The sequence below is a fragment of the Nocardia sp. NPDC005978 genome (assembly GCF_040614455.1).
Taxonomy (GTDB): domain Bacteria; phylum Actinomycetota; class Actinomycetes; order Mycobacteriales; family Mycobacteriaceae; genus Nocardia.
Genome location: NZ_JBEXUS010000062.1, coordinates 19,394 through 39,434, shown reverse-complemented (window position 1 = coordinate 39,434; position 20,041 = coordinate 19,394). Strand labels below are relative to the sequence as shown.

17 protein-coding genes are annotated in these 20,041 nt (G+C 70.4%); 13 read left to right on the top strand and 4 right to left on the bottom strand.

Going from position 1 to position 20,041, the window contains the following annotated elements; translation table 11 throughout:
* Positions 1–139: 139 nt before the first annotated feature.
* The 8 genes from mqo to ABZ319_RS25340 all read left to right on the top strand — a co-directional run bounded on the left by mqo (position 140) and on the right by ABZ319_RS25340 (position 8,049).
* Positions 140–1,663, top strand: coding sequence for a malate dehydrogenase (quinone) (gene mqo, locus ABZ319_RS25375; protein ID WP_354988977.1), 1,524 nt, complete (start codon positions 140–142; stop codon positions 1,661–1,663).
* Between the two features lie 18 nt (positions 1,664–1,681).
* Positions 1,682–2,131, top strand: coding sequence for a GNAT family N-acetyltransferase (locus tag ABZ319_RS25370; RefSeq protein WP_354988976.1), 450 nt, complete (start codon positions 1,682–1,684; stop codon positions 2,129–2,131).
* Positions 2,132–2,407: 276 nt separating this feature from the next.
* The gene (locus ABZ319_RS25365) at positions 2,408–4,534 is read left to right on the top strand and encodes a magnesium chelatase subunit D family protein (protein ID WP_354988975.1); all 2,127 of its coding nucleotides are present in this window, start codon (positions 2,408–2,410) and stop codon (positions 4,532–4,534) included.
* Between the two features lie 314 nt (positions 4,535–4,848).
* Positions 4,849–5,019, top strand: a complete 171-nt coding sequence (locus ABZ319_RS25360; RefSeq protein ID WP_354988974.1) for a hypothetical protein — start codon at positions 4,849–4,851, stop codon at positions 5,017–5,019.
* A gap of 81 nt (positions 5,020–5,100) precedes the next feature.
* Positions 5,101–5,721 (top strand): cob(I)yrinic acid a,c-diamide adenosyltransferase, encoded by a 621-nt coding sequence (cobO, locus tag ABZ319_RS25355; RefSeq protein WP_354988973.1) that lies wholly within the window; start codon positions 5,101–5,103, stop codon positions 5,719–5,721.
* Positions 5,715–7,277 carry a cobyrinate a,c-diamide synthase gene (locus ABZ319_RS25350; RefSeq protein ID WP_354988972.1) on the top strand — a complete coding sequence of 521 codons (1,563 nt, stop codon included), beginning with the start codon at positions 5,715–5,717 and terminating at the stop codon, positions 7,275–7,277. Before cobO ends, ABZ319_RS25350 begins: the two co-directional genes overlap by 7 nt.
* Positions 7,264–7,641: a cobalamin biosynthesis protein gene (locus tag ABZ319_RS25345; RefSeq protein ID WP_354988971.1), complete on the top strand. Its 378-nt coding sequence runs from the start codon at positions 7,264–7,266 to the stop codon at positions 7,639–7,641. Before ABZ319_RS25350 ends, ABZ319_RS25345 begins: the two co-directional genes overlap by 14 nt.
* A 54-nt stretch (positions 7,642–7,695) precedes the next feature.
* The gene (locus tag ABZ319_RS25340) at positions 7,696–8,049 is read left to right on the top strand and encodes a VOC family protein (protein ID WP_354988970.1); all 354 of its coding nucleotides are present in this window, start codon (positions 7,696–7,698) and stop codon (positions 8,047–8,049) included.
* A gap of 97 nt (positions 8,050–8,146) precedes the next feature.
* Here the strand turns inward: ABZ319_RS25340 and ABZ319_RS25335 are convergent, their stop codons facing one another.
* Positions 8,147–9,256, bottom strand: a complete 1,110-nt coding sequence (locus ABZ319_RS25335; protein WP_354988969.1) for a hypothetical protein — start codon at positions 9,254–9,256, stop codon at positions 8,147–8,149.
* Positions 9,257–9,261: 5 nt separating this feature from the next.
* The gene (locus ABZ319_RS25330) at positions 9,262–10,398 is read right to left on the bottom strand and encodes a phosphotransferase family protein (protein WP_354988968.1); all 1,137 of its coding nucleotides are present in this window, start codon (positions 10,396–10,398) and stop codon (positions 9,262–9,264) included.
* A gap of 322 nt (positions 10,399–10,720) precedes the next feature.
* Here ABZ319_RS25330 and ABZ319_RS25325 point away from each other — a divergent pair, with 322 nt between their 5' ends.
* Positions 10,721–12,094: a DoxX family protein gene (locus tag ABZ319_RS25325; RefSeq protein WP_354988967.1), complete on the top strand. Its 1,374-nt coding sequence runs from the start codon at positions 10,721–10,723 to the stop codon at positions 12,092–12,094.
* A 4-nt stretch (positions 12,095–12,098) separates the two neighbouring features.
* On the opposite strand, the gene ABZ319_RS25320 is transcribed toward ABZ319_RS25325, so the two are convergent.
* Complete coding sequence (locus ABZ319_RS25320) at positions 12,099–13,094, bottom strand: hypothetical protein (protein WP_354988966.1); 996 nt, start codon at positions 13,092–13,094, stop codon at positions 12,099–12,101.
* Positions 13,095–13,240: 146 nt separating this feature from the next.
* Between ABZ319_RS25320 and cobA the strand changes: the two genes are divergently transcribed.
* The 4 genes from cobA (at position 13,241) to ABZ319_RS25300 (ending at position 18,435) form a co-directional block, all read left to right on the top strand.
* A complete protein-coding gene (gene cobA / locus ABZ319_RS25315) occupies positions 13,241–14,518 on the top strand; it encodes a uroporphyrinogen-III C-methyltransferase (protein ID WP_354988965.1) in 1,278 nt (425 codons plus the stop codon).
* A 190-nt stretch (positions 14,519–14,708) separates the two neighbouring features.
* Positions 14,709–16,169 carry an MFS transporter gene (locus ABZ319_RS25310; protein WP_354988982.1) on the top strand — a complete coding sequence of 487 codons (1,461 nt, stop codon included), beginning with the start codon at positions 14,709–14,711 and terminating at the stop codon, positions 16,167–16,169.
* A gap of 102 nt (positions 16,170–16,271) precedes the next feature.
* A complete protein-coding gene (locus ABZ319_RS25305; RefSeq protein WP_354988964.1) occupies positions 16,272–16,904 on the top strand; it encodes a metal-dependent phosphohydrolase in 633 nt (210 codons plus the stop codon).
* A 400-nt stretch (positions 16,905–17,304) separates the two neighbouring features.
* Positions 17,305–18,435: a metallophosphoesterase gene (locus ABZ319_RS25300; RefSeq protein ID WP_354988963.1), complete on the top strand. Its 1,131-nt coding sequence runs from the start codon at positions 17,305–17,307 to the stop codon at positions 18,433–18,435.
* 228 nt (positions 18,436–18,663) lie between these two features.
* On the opposite strand, the gene ABZ319_RS25295 is transcribed toward ABZ319_RS25300, so the two are convergent.
* Positions 18,664–20,037: an aspartate aminotransferase family protein gene (locus tag ABZ319_RS25295; protein ID WP_354988962.1), complete on the bottom strand. Its 1,374-nt coding sequence runs from the start codon at positions 20,035–20,037 to the stop codon at positions 18,664–18,666.
* Positions 20,038–20,041 lie beyond the last annotated feature (4 nt).

The following is a 20,041-nucleotide window of genomic DNA, read 5'->3' as shown; positions in this document are numbered from 1 at the left end:
GAACCGGAGGTATCTCTCACATTCGGGGTTTTCGTTGCGGGATTTGTTCGTGTCCAGGGGCACAATTGGCCGTAGGTGAACGACGGGTAACCTAGCTGCCGCTGGATTGCCCTAAACAGACAAGGAAGTCGACAAAGCCGTGTCGAACGCTGCGAAGATCGAAAAGACCGATGTAGTACTCATCGGCGCCGGCATCATGAGCGCCACGCTCGGCGCGTTGCTGCGCCAGGTGCAGCCGAACTGGTCGATCTCCGTCTTCGAACGGCTGGACTCCGCCGCCGGCGAGTCCAGCGACCCGTGGAACAACGCGGGCACCGGCCACTCGGCCCTGTGCGAACTGAACTACACGCCGCAGAACGCCGACGGCTCGGTGGACATCACCAAGGCCATCGACATCAACGAGCGTTTCCAGGTGTCGCGCCAGTTCTGGTCGTACTCGGTGGAGAACGGCGTGCTCGGCAATCCGTCGAACTTCATCAACCCCATTCCGCACGTGAGCTTCACGCACGGACCGGACGGCGTCGAATACCTGCGCAAGCGCCACGCGGCGCTGTCGCGGCATCCGCTGTTCGAAGGCATGGAGTTCATCGACGACGCCGAGGAGTTCAAGCGGCGACTACCGCTGATGTCCAAGGGCCGTGACTTCTCCGACCCGGTGGCGCTCAACTGGACCGACTCCGGCACCGATATCGATTTCGGTGAGCTGACCAAGGAGCTGCTGGCCTACCTCGGCACGTCGGGGGCGAACATCGCCTTCGGCCACGAGGTGCGCAACCTGTCCAAGCAGTCCGACGGTTCCTGGTACGTGAAGGTCCGCAATCTGCGCACCGGCAAGACCCGCGTCATCAACGCGAAGTTCGTCTTCGTGGGCGCGGGCGGCGGCGCGCTGCCGCTGCTGCAGAAGGCGGGCATCAAGGAGATCTCCGGTTTCGGCGGCTTCCCCGTGTCGGGTCTGTTCCTGCGCGCCACCAACAGAGCCCTGGTCACCCAGCACGAGGCCAAGGTGTACGGCCAGGCGTCGGTCGGTGCGCCGCCGATGTCGGTGCCGCACTTGGACACTCGCGTCATCAACGGTGAGCGCGGCCTGCTCTTCGGCCCGTACGCCGGCTGGACGCCCAAGTTCCTCAAGGACGGCAAGCTCACCGACCTGTTCAAGTCGGTCAAGCCCAACAACCTGTTCTCCATGCTGGGCGTGGGCGTCACCGAGATGGGCCTGGTCAACTACCTGGTCGGCGAGCTGCTCAAGTCGCAGGCCGGTCGCGTCGGCGCGATGGAGGAGTTCATCCCGCGCGCCAACGGCCAGGACTGGGAGCTGATCATCGCCGGTCAGCGCGTGCAGGTCATCCGCCGCAAGGGTGCGGGCGGCGTGCTCGAGCTGGGCACCGCGGTGGTCGCGGCCGAGGACGGCACCATCGCCGGTCTGCTCGGCGCCTCGCCGGGCGCCTCGACCTGTGTGAGCGCCATGCTCGACGTCATGCGCAAGTGCTTCCCGGGCGAATTCGCTTCGTGGGAGCCGAAACTCGCGGAAATGGTGCCTTCGCTCGGAGTCAAGCTCTCGGAGAACCAGGCCCTGTTCAACGAGGTGTGGGACTGGTCCAACAAGGCCCTGCGCCTGGACGGGATCAACACGCCGAAGCACGTAGGGGTTCCCTCGCACGCGTAGGTGTGATAGCAAGACTCGATGATGTCAACGGTTGCTTTGAAACGGTCGTGGGCCCAGGACCTGGATACCGAGACCCTCTACAAGCTGTTGAAACTTCGCGTAGAAGTTTTCGTCGTCGAGCAGAAGTGCGCCTACCCGGAATTGGACGGGCTCGACCTGGGTGTCGAGACCCGTCATTTCTGGCTCGATGACGAAGGTGACGTGATCTGCACCCTCCGCCTGCTGGAGGAGCACGACAACGGCGTGAAGTCCTTCCGCATCGGGCGACTGTGCACCGCGCCGTCCGCGCGCGGCCACGGCTACACCACCCGGGTCCTGCAGGCCGCGCTGGCCGAGGCGGGGTCGGCGACCGTTCGCCTCAACGCCCAGACCTACCTGGTCGATATGTACACCAAGCATGGCTTCAAGCGCGACGGCGAGGAGTACATCGACGACGGCATCCCGCACATCCCCATGCGCAAGGGTTGATGCGAACCGGATCCGCCGAGTGTGGCCCGCAACCGAATGTGGTTGCGGGCCATTGTTTTCGGTGCGGGACGCCGGACGGCCGCGCAGGTGGTGCGGCGAACGGCGCTGTCGGCTGCCCGTATCGGCGACAGCGTCCGAATCGGTGCCGCTCGGGGGTGGTCGAGCTGCCCGTGCCGGCGGTCGAGCGTGGTTCACCGCACGGGATTCCGGAGGTGGCTCGGTGCGCGGCGGGGAGGCCGACGCCGACCGCCGCGGCGCCGCGCCTAGAGTTGGGGCGTGTCCGTTTCCTCTGTGGCTTATTCGGAATCCAAGCGCGCGGCCTCCGGTGACGAGGTCGGGTTCCCGTTCTCCGCTGTCGTCGGGCAGGAACGGTTGCAGCTGGCGCTGACGCTGTGCGCGGTACATCCCGGTATCGGCGGTGTGCTGGTGCGCGGGGAGAAGGGCACCGCGAAGTCGACGGTGGTGCGCGCGCTGGCGCAGCTGCTGCCCCCGGTGGTGGACGAGCGCGGTGCGCGCCCGGCGCGACTGGTGGAGTTGCCGGTCGGCGCGACCGAGGACCGCGTGGTCGGCTCGCTGGATCTCGAGCGAGTGCTGCGCGACGGCGAACAGGCTTTCAAACCCGGTCTGCTGGCCGCGGCCCATCACGGCGTGCTCTACGTCGACGAGGTGAACCTGCTGCACGACCACCTGGTGGACGTGCTGCTGGACGCCGCCGCCATGGGCCGGGTGCACATCGAGCGCGACGGCGTCTCGCATTCGCATCCCGCGCGCTTCGTGCTCGTGGGCACCATGAATCCCGAAGAGGGCGAACTGCGCCCGCAGCTGCTGGACCGGTTCGGGCTCACCGTGGACGTGGTCGCCTCCCGCGACGTCGACGTGCGCATGGCCGTGGTGCGCCGCCGCCTGGACTTCGAGGCCGATCCCGCCGGTTTCGCCGATCTGTACGCGGCGGCCGATCGCGAGGTCGCCGACCGGATCCTCACCGCCCGCGACCGGGTCGGCGCGGTCGAGCTCGACAATGTGGAGCTGCGCCGGATCGCCGCGCTGTGCGCCGCTTTCGACGTGGACGGCATGCGCGCCGACCTGGTCGTCGCGCGCACCGCCACCGCCCATGCCGCCTGGCGCGGCAGCCTCGTGGTGACCGAGGACGACGTGCGCGTGGCCGCGGAACTCGCACTGCCGCACCGGCGTCGGCGTGATCCGTTCGACGAGCCGGGCATCAGCGAGGAACAACTCGATCAGGCCATGGAACAGGCCGCCGAACAGGCCGCGCGCGCACAGGACGGCGGTGCGGACGACCTGGGAAAAGGTGAAACGGTCCCGCGCGATGGTGCGGGACCGCAGGATCCAACCGCTTCGAACGACCGGGACGATGATCCGGACGGCGGGCCGGATTCGCCCGGCGGCGGCCGCAACGACTCGGAGCCGGACGGCGCACAGGGAGACGTACCGGCCGCCGACCGCCGGGACGCGGATGCGCCCGGGGGCGCGGACGATCCCCGGCCGGAGAACTCTTCCGGCACACCGGAATCCGGTAAGGACACCGCCGGCGGAGACCCGTCGGGCAAGCCCGCGCGGGAGGGTCGCACCGGGCTGCCCGGGCACACCGCGGCCAAGCCGCCGCGCTGGGAGGTTCCCGGCGTCGGCGAAGGCGCGCCCGGCCGCCGGTCCCGCGCCCGCACCCGGCAGGGCCGCGTCGTGCGCGCGACGCCCGAGACCGGTACCGGTCTGCACCTGCTCGGCACCGTCTTCGCCGCCGCACCGCATCAGCGGTCGCGCGGTCGCCTGAGCGGCCCCCTGGAGTTCGCGCCGAGCGATCTGCGCGGCGCGTATCGCGAAGGGCGCGAAGGCAATCTGGTCGTCTTCGTGGTCGACGCCTCGGGCTCGATGGCCGCCCGCGACCGCCTCTCCGCGGTCACCGGCGCGGTGGTGGCGCTGCTGCGCGACGCCTATCAGCGCCGCGACAAGGTCGCCGTGATCACCGTGCGCGGCGCGGACGCGGAGCTGGTGCTGCCGCCCACCTCCTCGGTCGACATCGCGGTCCGCCGCCTGGCCGATATGCGCACCGGCGGCAAAACCCCACTCGCACAGGGCCTGCTGAAGGCCCGCGAGGTGATCGCCCGCGAACAGGTCCGCGACCCGCACCGCCGCCCGATGCTGGTGCTGCTCACCGACGGCCGCGCCACCGGCGGCACGGACCCGGTCCCGCGCGCCCGCGCCGCGGCCCGCCTGCTGGCCGCCCGGTCGGTGACAGCCATGGTCGTGGACTGCGAACGCGGCATGATCCGCCTCGGCCTGGCCCGCGACCTGGCCGCCGACCTCCGCGCGGGCTACCTGGCCCTGGGGGAACTGACCGGTGAGGCGGTGGCCGGGATCGTCCGCGCCGGTTCCCGCGCGGCCTGAACGGGAATGGGTTCGCGCCGGTCATCAGTGTCGGCGACGTCGCGAGAACGGTTTGTCATCTCCATCTGTTCGGCCGGCTCGGCGGCGGGCATCGTCCGCGCCGAGCCCGCGGTCCGAACCCGATCGGTACCTCGCGCTCGATGAGAGCACCTGCGAGGTGTCGCGCGGCGGGTCGGCCGGGTTCCGCGTCGCCCGAGGCGAATCGAGGAGAGTGGACGGGGGTGGACCAAGTCGCCCCGGCGGATCTGGGGCACGGCGACGAGAAATCGTGGCGGGGCGGGAACTCGAGCGGGGTCGCGTGCGTAGTACCGGGTATGGGGATATTTCGTCGTGACAGGTCCAGGCGGAACAAGCGGCTGGGCAACGGGGCCGATTTCGCGGGGGAGGCGGCGGGCGCGCTCGTCGAGGCCGCGCCGGGAATGCTCGCGGTGGCCGGGCGGGCGATCGGGCGGATCGTGTCCGGAATCGTGCACGCGTTGACCTGAGCGCGGCGGGGACTGGCGGGTATGGCACGGTGAGGGGGCGCACAGGGTCACGCGACCGTGTGGTGAGAGGAGTCCGGATCCATGCCCCAGGGTGTTCCGTTGCCGGAGAGCATTCCCGACGACGGTCTGACGACGCGGCAGCGGCGTAATCTGCCCGTGCTCGCGGTGCATACGGGTCCGGGCAAGGGTAAGTCGACCGCGGCCTTCGGTATGGCGCTGCGGGCCTGGAATCAGGGTTTCGACGTGGCGGTCTTCCAGTTCGTGAAGAGCGCCAAGTGGAAGGTCGGCGAGGAGGCCGCCTTCCGCACGCTCGGGAAGCTGCACGAGGAGACCGGCGCGGGCGGGGCCGTGGAATGGCACAAGATGGGCGAGGGCTGGTCCTGGACCCGTAAGCAGGGCTCGGACGACGACCACGCGGCCGCCGCGCTCGCGGGCTGGCAGGAGATCGCGCGCCGCATCGCCGCCGAGCAGCATCGCTTCTACGTGCTCGACGAATTCACCTACCCGCTCAAATGGGGCTGGGTCGACGTCGACGAGGTCGTCAAGACGCTCAGCGAGCGGCCCGGCAATCAGCACGTGGTGATCACCGGCCGCGACGCCCCGCCCGCCCTGCTCGAGGTCGCCGACCTGGTCACCGAGATGACGAAGGTCAAGCACCCCATGGACTCCGGCCGCAAGGGCCAGCGGGGCATCGAATGGTGAGTGTGCCCGCGGTGGTGATCGCCGCCCCCGCATCGGGGAGCGGAAAGACCACCGTCGCAACGGGATTGATCGGGGCGCTGCGGCGCGCCGGGCATCGGGTCGCGCCGTTCAAGGTCGGCCCCGACTATATCGATCCCGGGTATCACGGCCTGGCCGCCGGGCGGCCGGGCCGCAATCTCGATCCGGTGCTGTGCGGGGCCGAGCGGATGGCGCCGCTGTACAGGCACGGCAGCGCGGGCTGCGACATCGCCGTGGTCGAGGGCGTGATGGGCCTGTTCGACGGGCGGATCGACGAGAACAACGCCGAACCCATCGCGGAGGGCTCTACCGCCCAGATCGCCGCCATGCTGGGCGCGCCGGTGATCCTGGTCGTGGACGCGCGCGGGCACAGTCAGAGCCTGGCCGCACTGCTGCACGGCTTCGCCACCTACGACAGCGGAATCCGGCTCGGCGGCGTCATTCTCAACCGGGTCGGCAGTGAACGCCACGAACAGGTCCTGCGCGCCGCCTGCGATCGGGTCGGCCTGCCGGTGCTCGGCGCGCTTCCCCGCCTGGCCGAATTGGCCGTGCCTTCCCGGCATCTGGGCCTGATCACCGCCGCCGAACACGGTTCTGCCGCACAGTCGGCGGTGGACGCCATGAGCGATCTGGTGGCGGCCCACGTGGATCTGGCCGCGGTGGTGGCACTGGCCACCGCCGACGCCGCCGGGACCACGTGGGATCCGGTCGCCGAACTGCGCGCGGCGGCGTCTCTCCGGTCCGGTTCGGCCGCAGCGTCGTTCGGGTCCGGCTCCGCCGCAGCGTCGTTCGGGACCGGATCCGCCGCGGCGTCGTTCGCGTCCGGCCCCGCCGCGGCGCGATCCGACGCGCCGGCGGCCGAATCCACCTCCGCTCGCGGGGGCAGCGCCGATCCCACCCCGCTCGCGGCCGCGCCCGTGATCGCCGTGGCGGGCGGCGCCGCCTTCACCTTCGGCTACGCCGAGCACCGCGAGCTCCTGGAAGCCGCGGGCGCCCGCGTGGTCGTCTTCGACCCCGCGTTCGACGAGTTGCCCACCGGCACGGCGGGTCTGGTCATCCCCGGCGGCTTCCCCGAGGAGCACGCCGCCGCCCTGGCCGCCAACGTCCCGCTGCTGACCAGCATCGCCGAGCAGGCCCGGAACGGCCTCCCGATCCACGCCGAATGCGCGGGCCTGCTCTACCTCGCCCGCTCCCTCGACGGCCACCGCATGGCGGGCGTGATCGACGCCGACGCCGAGTTCGGCCCCCGCCTGACCCTCGGCTACCGCGATGCCGTGGCCCTCACCGACTCGGTCCTGTTCCCGGCGGGCGCCCGCGTCCGCGGCCACGAGTTCCACCGCACCAGACTCACCACCCCCGCCACGGCTCCCGCCGCCTGGGCGTGGCGCGCGCCCACCGGCGACACGGTCCGCGAAGGCGCGACCCTGGCGAACGTCCACGCCTCCTACCTGCACACCCACCCCGCCGGAAATCCCGGCTCGATCGCCCGCTTCGTCACGGCCGCAGCAGAATACGCGCGGTCCTATGTTGCAGCCTGAACTGGCCATCGGCATCGGCATGCGCCGCGGTGCGACCGCCGAATCGATCGTGGCGGCGGTCCGGGATGTCGCGGCGGACGCCCGCATCGCCTGCCTTGCCACCATCGACCGTCGCGCCGCCGAACCCGGCCTGACAGCGGCGGCGAAACAACTGGGCGTCCGCGTCATCGCGTACACCCCGGCCCAGCTGACAGAGGTGGCCGTACCCAACCCCTCCGATCGCACCGCCCTGGCCCTGGGCACCGCCAGCGTCTGCGAAGCGGCCGCCCTGCTGGCCGCCCGCTCCGGGGAACTCCGCATCCACAAACGCAAGGTCGCCGGAATCACGGTGGCCGCGGCCGTCATTCGCCGCCCCGCGCCCTGATTCCCGCCGGCTGATCGCCGACCGGCGTGGCGGTCGGCGCGCCATACTGATGCGATGGGGAATCGGTGGGTGGGCGTCACGATCGACTGTGTCGACGTCGAGCGGGTGGCGGGGTTCTGGAGCGCGCTGCTCGACAGGGCACCCGGGCCGTCGGAGCCGGGCTGGGTCTACCTCGGGCAGCCGGGGGATGCGCAGCCGCGGTTGGTATTTCAACCGGTGACCGAGCCGCGCCGGGGGAAGGTGCGGCTGCATCTCGACATCGCCGTCGACGACATCGAGGCGGGGGTGGCCCAGGTGATCGCGCTCGGGGGGAGTGACACCGGGGAGCGGCACGAGCATCCGGGCGGGGTGGTCGTGGTGCTGGCGGACCCCGAGGGGCACCAATTCTGTCTGGTCGAATACCGCTGAGAACGAGCGACCGCCGCACCCCCGGCAGGTTGGGTTGGGGGGTGCGGCGGTCCGGCGAATCACCCTGTGTGGGAGAGCGATTCGCGGTCGGGGTGGATCAGGGGGCCACCGAGCCCCAGTCGGCGAAGCCGGTGGGATCGTGCCGGCCCAGCGAGCCGTGTTCGAACAGGCCCCAGCCCTGGTCGCCGTTGCAGCGGGCCTTGCCGACGTGGTCGATGACGCCGAAGGGCACGCGGCCCGCGATGGCGGGATCGGTCAGGTCGTAGCTCTGGCTCTGCGCGAAGTCGCGGCCCTTCCACTGGCCGTGCACCCAGTCGGGATCGCCGCCGTACCCGCAGCCCACGTGCAGGGCGATGTTGGTGCCCGCCTCGACCTCCACCTCGAGCGGCTTGCCGTCGGGGGTCATGAGCTCGAGCCGCAGCGCGGTCGGGATGCGGGTGCCGGACCTGTAGGTCAGATGCACACGCGGCCAGCCCAATTGCTCGATGCGCCCGTCGTGCCAGATACGGGTCGCGTCGTTGAGCGTGCGGAAGCCGTTGGGCTCCTCCTGCACGATCACGATGATCGAGTAGTCGTCGAACCGCAGCGGCACGTAGAGCCACCAGAAGCCCTCGGACGGCTCCGCGGCCACGCGCCCCGCCGGATCGGCGTCGCCGACCGGGCGAATGCCCCAGGAGCGGTCGCGGGTGCCGACCCACGCGCCCGGATCGATCGTGAAGTCGGTGTTGTCCACGTGCAGTGTGCCGGACCAGGTTCCGACCTGCGCGAAGCGCTGCGCGTCGATCATCGCCTTGTTCATTCCGGTGATGATGGTGTGCGGTTCCTCCTGCACGACCGGATGCGAACCCTCCCAGGTCATGTCGAAGGACAGGTCCTCGTGCTCGCACACGACCCGCAGCTTGTGCAGCGGTTCGATGACCTCGATGCGGTAGCCGCCCACGGCCAGGTCCAGCCCGCGCTGGTCCAGCGCGTCGGAGAACCGCACCGTGTGCTGGGCGTTCCCGCGCCGCACGGTGGCGAACGCGTCCTTGACGCCCAGGTTCGGGTACACGCCGAACCCGGTGATGAGCATGAGGTCGCCGGTGGTGTCGATGGCGTTGTAGTAGCTGCGGTCGTAGAAGTTCTTGTCGCTGGAGGCCACCCGCGCCATGGGCTGCGGCGTCTGGTGGATGGGGTACTCGTCCAGCGGGCCGATCGTGGGTCGCATATCTCTCAATCCCAGGCGTAGGTGCCGTCGAGGAGTGCCTCGAGCAGCGGACGGTGCATGACGTAGTCGTCGCGATCGGCGGTGTCGGTGTCCTCGCCGAAATGGATCATGCGGCGCTTGATGCGGCCCATGACGATGCCGTGGCGCAGCGCGGCGTACATGAGGTACCAGTCCAGATCACGCACCGCGTGCCCGGTGGCCTCCTCGTACAGCTTCTCGATGTCGCTGCGGCGCAGGAAGTCCGGCAGTCCGGGCTGGTCGAACTTGGTCGCGATGTCCTGGAAGAAGCGGTGGATCAGGATGGGCCAGGCCACATCCAGCTCGCGCGGTCCGATGGCCGCCATCTCCCAGTCGAGTACGGCGACGGTGTCCGCGCCCTCGTTCTCGGCGAACATGATGTTGCCGGGCCGGGCGTCGCCCCAGTTGAGCACGTCCGGTCCCGAATCCTGCGGCCAGTTGGCTTCGAGCCAGTCGAAGGTGCGCTCCAGCAACGGAATTCGGTAGCCGTCCCGGGCCAGTGCCCAGTCGTACCACTGCTTCTGCGCCTCGAAGTGCCTGCGCAGCGCCGAACCCTCGCCGTCCAGCATGGGGAAGCGCTGTTCGGGATTGTCGATCTCGTGCACCTTGGCGATGACCTCGACGGTCTTGCGGGTGATCTCGAGTCGCTGTTCGGGCGTGGCGTCGAAGACCCAGCCGAAGAACACGTACGGCGGATTGTCCTCGCACACCCGCCCGTTCACCCGGCGCATGACGAAGAAGGTGGAGCCGAGGACCTTCGGATCGGTCTCGAGCCAGCACAGCGGCGGCAGCGGCGCGTCGGTGGCCGCGGCCACCCCGGCCATGATGGCGTACTGGGATTCCAGGTCGTACTTCTCGAAGACCGGGAACGAGCTCTCCTCCGGTGCGAGCCGGGCCACGAACGAGCCGCCCTCGGGCTGCCCGGCCACGCTCCACTCGGCGTCGAACAGCAGGGTCGTGCTTGACATGCCGCCCGCCTGCGGTTTGGTGAGCGAGGTGACGCGCGGCGCTTCGTCGGCGTCGACCTTGGTGGCGAGCCATTGCGCCAGCTGATTCGCGAGTTCGTCATTATCCCGGTCGGAGACGGTGAGTTCCCATCTCTGATTCGGATCGTCGGCCGACATTTCGGTTTCCTCCTGGCGCGCTGAAGCGGGCGTGTCGATGCGGCTCGGGTCGGACAGGACCGAGTGTGACCCGGATAACACGGTGTTCAGAAATGTAACGTGTTCCAGTTCGTTTGGGCAGTGCTTTGTCTGGTAAGTACCGGTGAATGGGACGGGCGTCGCCCCCGGTTCCCGGCCCCGGCCCCGGTAGTGCTGGCACGTAATCCCCCGGGGGTATGCGCGCGGTCCCGCGAACCCGGGTTCCGTTCAGGGTCATCCCGGAGGTGTGCGCCCCCGCGAATTCCTATCGTTCGGAGCGAACTGTTCCGAGTGGGAGGACCGGATGAGCACCCGAACGATCGAAGCCGAGCCCGAGCGCGCCGAACCGGCTCGGGCGCCCGAGGCCCCGCCGTCGCCCGCGTGGAACCCGTTGGCCCGGATCGGATTCCGATTCGTCGTCGCCTACGTCACGCTGTTCTGCCTCGGCTATCCGCAGCTGGTCTTCGCGTTCCTGGGCCCGCTGGCGCGGTTGCTGCCCGACGACGCGGTGTTCGGCTTCGCGACCCTGCCGAGTCCGGCGGTGGAGTGGCTGGGGCGCACCGCCTTCGACACGGAAGCGGTACTGAGCGAGGACTCCGGCAGCGGCGATCAGACGTACCTGTGGGTGCTGGTCTTCGGCCTGCTGCTGCTCGCGGTGGCGGTCACCGTGCTCTGGACCCTGCTGGATCGCCGTCGCACCGAGTATCGCCGCCTGGCCGGCTGGTTCCTGCTGCTGACGCGCATGTTCCTGGCCGGGCAGATGCTCTTCTACGGCTTCGTCAAACTCATCCCCACCCAGATGCCGGAACCGGCGCTGTCCACACTGCTGACCCCGGTGGGCGAACTCTCGCCCATGTCGATGCTGTGGACCCAGGTGGGTTCGGCCCCGGCCTATCAGATCCTGCTCGGCGCGGCCGAGGTCCTGGGCGGCCTGCTGCTGCTCGTACCGCGCACGGCCCTGGCCGGGGTGCTGTTGAGTCTGGTCAGCATGGCGCAGGTGTGGGTGCTGAACATGACGTTCGACGTCCCGGTGAAACTGCTGTCCTTCCACCTGCTGCTGCTGTGCCTGGTGCTGCTGGCCCCCGAGGCCGGGCGGCTGACCCGGCTGCTGACCGGTGCGGCGGCCGGGCCCGCGCGCACCCCGCAGCCCGTGCGGGGCCGGCGCGCGGTCCGGGTCGTGGCCGCCGCGCAGGTGGCGCTCGCGGTGTGGTTCGTGGCCGGCATCCTGCCGTCGAGCCTGGAGGGCTGGGAGAAGTGGGGCGGCGGGCGCGAGCGTTCCCCGCTGGCCGGCATCTGGGACGTCACCGAATTCACCCGGGACGGGCAGCCGGTCCCACCGCTGCTCACCGATGAAACCCGCTGGCGCAGACTGGTTCTGGAGGAGATCGAGTTCGCGCACTACCAGCGCATGGACGACGGGCTGGTGCCGGTGGCCCTGGACCTGGATACCGCGGCGCACCGGCTCACCCTGACCTCGATGCAGGCCGCCGATCCCGCCGCGACCCCGGAACCCTTGGGCGCGTTCGGCTACGAGCAGCCCGCGCCCAATCGCCTGCTGCTCACCGGTGAGCTGGCGGGCCGACCGGTGAGCATCACGCTGACCCGGTTGGACGCGGACCGATACCCGTTGCGGCGGGGCGGAATTCACCTGGTGCAGGACTTCCCCGACCTGGGGTGAGACCTCACCCGGTGATGTTGCCGATCTGATTGACCCAGTTGGGATTCGGTGCGAAGAACTCCCCGGTCCCGGAGACGAAGACCCGCTGGGCGGCGGTGTCGCCCAGCAGGCGGGCCGCCAGCCAGGCGGTCGGATAGCCGAGGTAGCCGTGAACGCCCAGCGCGCACAGCGTGATCGCGGGCGCGCACTGCGGTTGTCCCTGCACGTCATTGTGATTCACCTCGGCCAGGGTGCCCCAGGCCTTGGGGATCGTCGCCGGGATCGCCTCGTAGTACGCCTGGATCGATTGCAGCCCGATGACCGGCGGCGGCAGCAGTTGCCGGGACGGGGAGATCACCGCGTCCGCCGACCCGTTCACCAGGAAGATCGAACCGTTCCCGGGACCGGTGATGTCCGGGCACCACGACCCGGTCGAACACCACAGCTGAATCGGCAGCTCCAGCGGAACCACCGTCTTGATTCTGCCGCCGGACAGCGCCATCGCGTTGATCACGCCGGTGGCCCCCTGCGAATGCCCCACCGCCCCGACCAGGTCCGGATCGACCCTGCCGTACAGGGGGCTCGCCGGATCCTCGGCCTGACGCAGCAGGTACTCCACCGCACCGGCGATGTCCTTGCCCGAACCGGTCTGCCGATTGCGCGCCGCGATCACCACGAAGCCCCAGGAGGCCCAGTGCTCGAGCAGGTGGGTGTACTGCTCCGGCGCGGCGTCGGTGCCGTTGCCCCAGGTGATGATGGGGTGCCGCACGCCGCCCGCGCCCAGATCGGCCGGTCGCCACAGGTCATAGGACGCGCCGCTGGAGTCGCAGCACCCGAAACCCGGCACCGCGGTGACCGCCCACGGCCCGCGCTCGGCGTACTTCGATTCGACGGTGGTCACCGCCGGGGCGTCGGCGGTCACGATCGCCGAACCCGTCGCGGGCAGGAGTAGGACGGTCAGCACCGCGCAAATCCGTAGTGCGGGAACGAGCATCGCGTGCGCTGCGCTGGCGAGTGTCATAGCGGCACAGCATAGGAACGTGCCCGGGCGATCCGCCGCAGGTGGTCGCGCTGATCGCCCGCGCCACGGACCTTTCGGGCGAACCCGGCAAGACAGTCGCGAGGCGATTATTACCCTCGCGAACACACGCCGTAGGCTCAATCCTTGTGCCGAACACGTCAGCCGCATCGCAGGACCAGCCCGTAGGCGACCCGAACTACCTGGTCGGGCTCGATCTGAACGGTCGCCGCGTCGTCGTGGTCGGCGGTGGCACCGTCGCCCAGCGCCGTCTCGGCCTGCTCATCGCCTCCGGCGCGCAGGTGCACGTGATCGCCCGCGAGGCCACCCCGGCCGTCGAGGGCATGGCGACCTCCGAGCAGATCACCCTGGAGCTGCGCGACTACGCCGACGGCGACCTCGACGGCGCCTGGTACGTCATGGCCTGCACCGACGAGCCCGAGACCAACGCGGCCGTCGTCGCCGAGGCCACCGGCCGCCGCGTGTTCTGCGTGCGCGCGGACACCGCGCGGCTCGGCACCGCCGTCACCCCAGCCACCGCGCGCTACGACGGCATGAGCCTGGGCGTGCTCGCGGGCGGGCAGCACCGCCGCTCGGCCGCGATCCGCAACGCGCTGCTCGAAGCCCTGCAATCCGGTGTGGTGAGCGATGATTCGGAGCCCGTCGCGCCCGGCGTCGCCCTCATCGGCGGCGGTCCCGGCGATCCGGATCTGATCACCGTGCGCGGCCGCCGCCTGCTCGCGCACGCCAATCTCGTTGTCGCCGACCGGCTCGCCCCGCCCGAGCTGCTCGCCGAACTCGGCCCCGACGTCGAGGTCGTGGACGCGGCCAAGATCCCCTACGGGCGCGCCATGGCGCAGGAGGCCATCAACACCGCGCTCATCGAGGGCGCCAAGGCCGGCAAGTTCGTGGTCCGGCTCAAGGGCGGCGACCCGTACGTCTTCGGCCGCGGCTACGAGGAACTCGAAGCCTGTGTCGAGGCCGGGATTCCGGTGACCGTCGTTCCCGGGGTCACCAGCGCCATCTCGGTGCCCGCCCTGGCCGGCATCCCGGTCACCCATCGCGGCGTCACCCACGAATTCGTGGTCGTCAGCGGCCATGTCGCGCCCGATCACCCGGACTCGCTGGTGGATTGGCCCGCGCTGGCCAAGCTGCGCGGCACGATCGTGCTGCTGATGGCGGTCGAGCGGATCGAACAGTTCGCCGCCGCCCTGCTCGACGGCGGGCGCGCCGCCGACACCCCGGTCACCATCGTTCAGGAGGGCAGCCTGCGCACCCAGCGCATCGTGCGCGCCGAGTTGTCGACGGTGGCCGAACGCGTGCGCGCCGAAGCCATCCGCCCCCCGGCTATCATCGTCATCGGCCCGACCGCGGGTTTCACCGCGGGCGCTCCGGACGCGTCGGCGGCGGAGTCCGGCGCGCACTGAGCCGGCCCGGACCCGCCATTTCCGGAACAACTGTGCCGATCGCGACCGTGGGTCCCGGCTCTGACCAGGCTGTCCAGCGCGGCGGCGGTCCTCGCCGTCGCCCACATAGCCCATTGTGGAAGAAGTTCGATCCGGTGTGCGGCAGCCCATCCACTACAGTGGGCGCGTGCTCGATAACCCCGCTGCGACGATGCAGTATCCGGTGACCAAGCGGGCGTTCGGGCTCGCGATTCTCGTCTTGAGCGGGTTGCAGCTGATGGTGGTGCTCGACGGCACCGTCATGATTCTCGCGCTGCCCCGGCTCCAGGAGCAGATGGGCCTGTCCAGCGCGGGCAGCGCGTGGACCGTCACCGCGTACGGTCTGCCGTTCGCGGGTCTGATGCTGCTGGGCGGCCGGCTCGGCGATTCCTTCGGCCGCAAGCGCATGCTGATCTACGGCGTCGCGCTGTTCACCCTCGCCTCGGCCCTATGCGGTACCGCGCAGAACGAAGCCTGGCTGATCGCCGCGCGCGCCCTGCAGGGCACCGGCGCGGCCATCGCCGCCCCGACCGCTTTCGCGTTGGTGGCGAGCACCTTCGCGCCCGGCCCCGCGCGCAATCAGGCGGTGGCGATCTTCGGTTCCATGGTCGGCGTCGGCTCGGTCGGCGGCCTGGTGGTCGGCGGCGCGCTCACCGAACTGGATTGGCGCTGGATCTTCTGGATCAACGTGCCGATCGGCATCCTCATCGTGCTCGGCGCGATCAAGGTACTGCGAGACACCGAACATCACCGGGTCTCGCTCGACGTGCGCGGCGCGGTGCTGGGCACGGTCGCGTGCGCGGCCATCGTCTTCGGCGCGACCGAGGGGCCGCAGATGGGCTGGGACAGCCCGATCATTCTCGGCTCGCTGCTCGGCGGCCTGGCCCTGCTGCTGCTGTTCGTCTTCGCCGAGCGCAACGTGGACAACCCGCTGCTGCCGTGGTCGTTGTTCGACAGCCGTGATCGCGTCATCTCCTTCATCGCGATCTTCCTGGCCTCGGGCGTGCTGGGCGCGACCACCTTCTTCGTGGCGCAGTTCCTGCAGAACGTGCTCGACTACACCCCGCTGAACGCGGGTCTGGCCAGCATTCCGTTCACCCTCGGCGCGGGCGTGGGCACGGCCGTCGCGTCCAAGGCCGTGCAGTACGTGCAGCCGCGCTGGCTGCTGTTCGGCGCGGCGATGCTGCTGTCCGCGGCCCTGTATTTCGGCTCGACCCTCGACGGTTCGGTGCAGTACTTCCCGACGCTGCTGTTGCTGCTGTCGGTGGTCGGCGCGACGGTCGGCGTGGTCATCGTGATCCTGCCGCTGTGCGTGCTGGTCGGGGTGGACATGGCCAACATCGGGCCGCTGTCCGCGGTCGGGCAGATGTTCATGAACATGGGCACGCCGTTCGCGGTCGGCCTGCTGAGCCCGGTCGCGCTCTCGCGCACGCTGTCGCTGGACGGGACCAACGGCAAGGTGACCGATATGAACGATATGCAGATCGCCGCGCTCGGCAGCGGCTACATGCTGGTGCTGCTGGTGTGCGCGCTCGGCACCGCGGTCATGGGTCTGCTCGCGCTGACCCTGCGTTACACCCCGGACCAGCTGTCGCAGGCCCAGCACGCGCAGGACGAGGCCCAGAAGTCCTGAGCGAGAGCGCAAATCGGGCTTATGCCGTGAAGCGGGCGGCGTGGTGAAAAGCACCGCCCGCGAGGGCTGTTGCCGGAGCCGCTGATTCGGCAGACTGCCCTGATGGGGAACCTCGACGCAGTACTGCTGGACCGCTGGATCGAACTGGCCGGGCCGTCGGCGCGCGGGGTGGGGGAGGATCTGGTGCGGCGCTATTCCGAGGCCCACCGCCGCTACCACACCGTGGAACACCTGGCCGCCATGCTCACCGTCATCGACGATCTACAGGCCGACGCCGGGGACATCGCCGCCGTCCGGTACGCCGCCTTCTTCCACGACGCGATCTACGCGGTGGACCGCCCCGACAACGAGGAGGCCAGCGCGCAGCTGGCCGAGAAGACCCTGCCCGCATTGGGTCTGAACGCCGGCGCCGTCGCCGAGGTGGCCCGCCTCGTCCGGCTGACCGCGGGGCACACCCCCGAGCCGGGCGATCGCAACGGTGCGGTCCTGTGCGACGCCGACCTGGCCATCCTGGCCGCCGACGCGCCGTCCTACGCCGCCTACACCCGCGCGGTCCGCGCCGAGTACGCCCACGTTCCCGACGACCTGTTCCGCCCCGGCCGCGCCGCGGTCCTGACCGCACTCGTCCAGCAGGACAACCTCTTTCGCACCCCCACCGCCCGCGCCCGCTACGACGCCCCGGCCCGCGCGAACCTCGCCGCCGAGATAGCGAGCCTGACCGCCGAGACCGCCTGAGGCCCCGCCGCACCCGATGCGCGTCGATCGCGCGGATGCGGCACGCGGCCACCGGGTTCGGCACTCGCACGCGGCAGCAGCGTGATGCGGCACCGATCCGCCGGTTACCAGGCGACTGCGGCGGCGCGGAAGAACCGATCGCGCCGCGCCGCACCCGATGCTCGCGCACGGCGGGCGGGCCCGTTGCGCTCAGCGCGAACGCCGGACCGCTCGCGCGGGACGGGGGGTCCGGCGAAACGCGTCGTCGGGGGCGGTCCTGGCATGCGGGCGGGGTGTTCCGGGCGCTCCGGACGTGGTTCGCGGGCTCGGCGGACGTGGGCTACCCGCGGGTATCGTCGAGGGAGTTTGCGGTGGCCGGAGGTCTTTCCGGGCACGGTCCCCTCTCGAGGATGAGCTCCTGGTGATAAAGATTCCGCGCGCGGTATTCATGCTGGTCGTTCCGGCACTGCTGTTCCTGCTCCCGTGGTGGCTGCTGGTGTACACGACGCTGTCGGGTGCGGCGTTCTGGGCGGGGACCGCGGTGTTCCTGCTGGGATACATCGCGCTGCCGCTGGCGATGGTGAACGGGCACGGATCTCGGGAGTCGGACGCCGCGGCGCTGGTGGGCGACACCATGCTCGGCATCCTGTGGGTGCTGTTCAGCTGGTCGGCCATCGGGGCGGTGGCCCGTGCGGTGCTGATCGTCGCGGGGGTCGACGATCCGGTCCGGTCGCGGGTGGTCGCCCTCGGCGTCCTGGCGATCTCGGCCGTGCTGACGGCGTGGGGCATCTACGAGGCCCGCCGCCTGCCGCGGGTGAAGACCGTCGAGGTGACGATTCCCAAGCTCGCGCCCGCGCTGGACGGGCTGCGCGTCGTGGTCGTCACCGACACGCACTACGCAGCCACCGACCGGCTGCGCTGGTCCGAGCGGGTGGTCGAGACCGTCAACGCGCAGCGGCCCGACATCGCCTGCCACGCGGGCGATCTGGCGGACGGCTCGGTCGCCAAGCGGCGCGCGCAGGTGGATCCGCTGGGCAAGGTCGAGGCGACGCTGGGCCGGTTCTACATCACCGGCAACCACGAGTACTTCGGTGACGCGCCCGGCTGGATCGAGCATATGGCGGGCCTGGGCTGGCAGCCGCTGCGCAACCAGCACGAGACCCTGACCCACAACGGCGAGCGCCTGATCATCGCCGGCATCGACGATCCCACCGGCGTGGCCGTGCCGGGCCACGGCCCCGACCTGCCCGCCGCCCTGACCGGTGCGGACCCGGCGCTGCCGGTGGTCCTACTGGCCCACCAGCCCAAGCAGATCACCGACGCGGTGAAAGCCGAAGTGGCGCTCCAGATCTCCGGCCACACCCACGGCGGCCAGATCTGGCCGTTCCGCTACCTGGTCCGCCTGGATCAGCCGGTGGTCGCGGGCCTGAGCCGGCACAGCGAGCACACCCAGCTCTACACCAGCCGCGGCACCGGCTTCTGGGGTCCGCAGCTGCGGGTCTTCGCACCCAGTGAGATCACCGTCCTGATCCTGCGGTCGCCCGAGGCCTGACGGTTCGCCCGCAGCCGGATGGCTCGCCGCAGCCTGACGGCTCGCCCGCCGCCTGGCGAGTCGGCCGGGGCGGCAGCCGATTTCGGTCCGCCCCGGTCGTCGCCCGGCGTGCTTCCAAGTCCGCCGTCGGGTGAACTCGGTCGCGGAGGTCGGGTCGGCACGCGTGGTGGCGGGGACGGGCCGGCTACGGGTGCAGGCTGGAGCCGAATCCCGTTGGACGACCGCGGGCTAACCGGCCGTGTCCACGTGCTCGTCCGCCACCTTCAGTGCCTGATCCAGAATCGCGAGCCCCTCCCGGGTCTCGGCCTCGGTGACCGTGCACGGCGGCACGGCGTGAATCCGGTTGAAGTTGTTGAACAGCAGCAGCCCGACGGCCTTGGCGGCGGCGACGGTCTCGGTCATGGCCGGGCTCGTCCCGCCGTAGGGGGCCAGGGGTTCGCGGGTCTCGCGATCGCGCACCAGTTCCACCGCCCAGAAGACCCCGCGCCCGCGGACCTCGCCGACGCTCGGATGCCGTTCGGCCAGCTCCCGCAGCCCCGGCCCGAGCACGTTTTCGCCGATGTGCGCGGCGTTCTCGACGATCCGCTCCTCGGTCATGGCGTTGATGGTCGCCACCGCCGCGGCCGTGGCGAGGGGGTGCCCGGAGTAGGTGAGCCCGCCCGGGTACGGGCGGTCGGCGAAGGTCGCCGCGATGTGCGGCGCGATCGCCACCCCGCCCAGCGGCACGTACCCCGAGTTCACGCCCTTGGCGAAGGTGAGCAGATCCGGCGTCACGTCGAAATGCTGGATGGAGAACCACTTTCCGGTCCGCCCGAACCCCGCCATCACCTCGTCGGCGATGAGGACGATGCCGTGCCGGTCGCACAGCTCGCGCACACCCGCCAGGTAGCCCGGCGGCGGCACCATGATCCCCGCGGTGCCCGGCACCGGCTCGAGGATGATGGCGGCGATCGTGCCCGGCCCCTCGAACGCGATCGTCTGCTCGAGATGCTCGAGCGCGCGCTGCGACTCCTGTTCCTCGGTGCCCGAATGGAATTGCGTGCGATACAGGAACGGCCCGAAGAAGTGCACGACCCCGGCATTGCCGTGATCGTTCGGCCAGCGCCGCGGGTCCCCGGTCAGATTGACCGCGGTCTCGGTGCCGCCGTGGTACGAGCGGTACCGCGCGAGCACCTTGTAGCGCCCGGTGTGCAGGCGCGCCATGCGCACCGCGTGCTCCACCGCGTCCGCACCGCCGTTGGTGAAGAACACTCGGTTCAGCTCGCCGGGTGTCCGCTCGGCGATGAGCCGCGCGGCCTCCGAGCGCGCGTCGTTGGCGTGCTGCGGCGCGACGGTGCAGAGCTTGGCGGCCTGGGCCTGGATGGCCGCCACCACCTTCGGATGCTGGTGCCCGATGTTGGTGTTCACCAGTTGCGAGGAGAAGTCGAGGTACCGGGTGCCCGCGCCGTCCCATACGTGCGAGCCCTGGGTGGCGGCCACGACCATGGGCTGCAACGCGGCCTGTGCCGACCACGAGTGGAAGACGTGCGCGCGGTCGAGTTCGTACGCGCGGTCGGCCTCGGCGCGCGCGGTCTCGAGGGTCAATCCGTTGGGCAGGGTCATGACG

What these genes read in the sequence shown, in the direction of transcription:
- ABZ319_RS25350 (WP_354988972.1), top strand. Translation starts at nt 5,715, where the DNA reads ATGGTGAGTGTGCCCGCGGTGGTGATCGCCGCCCCCGCATCGGGGAGC.
- ABZ319_RS25360 (WP_354988974.1), top strand. Translation starts at nt 4,849, where the DNA reads ATGGGGATATTTCGTCGTGACAGGTCCAGGCGGAACAAGCGGCTGGGC.
- ABZ319_RS25295 (WP_354988962.1), bottom strand. Translation starts at nt 20,037, where the DNA reads ATGACCCTGCCCAACGGATTGACCCTCGAGACCGCGCGCGCCGAGGCC.
- ABZ319_RS25310 (WP_354988982.1), top strand. Translation starts at nt 14,709, where the DNA reads ATGCAGTATCCGGTGACCAAGCGGGCGTTCGGGCTCGCGATTCTCGTC.
- ABZ319_RS25345 (WP_354988971.1), top strand. Translation starts at nt 7,264, where the DNA reads ATGTTGCAGCCTGAACTGGCCATCGGCATCGGCATGCGCCGCGGTGCG.
- ABZ319_RS25305 (WP_354988964.1), top strand. Translation starts at nt 16,272, where the DNA reads ATGGGGAACCTCGACGCAGTACTGCTGGACCGCTGGATCGAACTGGCC.
- ABZ319_RS25335 (WP_354988969.1), bottom strand. Translation starts at nt 9,256, where the DNA reads ATGCGACCCACGATCGGCCCGCTGGACGAGTACCCCATCCACCAGACG.
- ABZ319_RS25325 (WP_354988967.1), top strand. Translation starts at nt 10,721, where the DNA reads ATGAGCACCCGAACGATCGAAGCCGAGCCCGAGCGCGCCGAACCGGCT.
- ABZ319_RS25320 (WP_354988966.1), bottom strand. Translation starts at nt 13,094, where the DNA reads ATGACACTCGCCAGCGCAGCGCACGCGATGCTCGTTCCCGCACTACGG.
- ABZ319_RS25340 (WP_354988970.1), top strand. Translation starts at nt 7,696, where the DNA reads ATGGGGAATCGGTGGGTGGGCGTCACGATCGACTGTGTCGACGTCGAG.
- ABZ319_RS25370 (WP_354988976.1), top strand. Translation starts at nt 1,682, where the DNA reads ATGATGTCAACGGTTGCTTTGAAACGGTCGTGGGCCCAGGACCTGGAT.
- cobO (WP_354988973.1), top strand. Translation starts at nt 5,101, where the DNA reads ATGCCCCAGGGTGTTCCGTTGCCGGAGAGCATTCCCGACGACGGTCTG.
- ABZ319_RS25330 (WP_354988968.1), bottom strand. Translation starts at nt 10,398, where the DNA reads ATGTCGGCCGACGATCCGAATCAGAGATGGGAACTCACCGTCTCCGAC.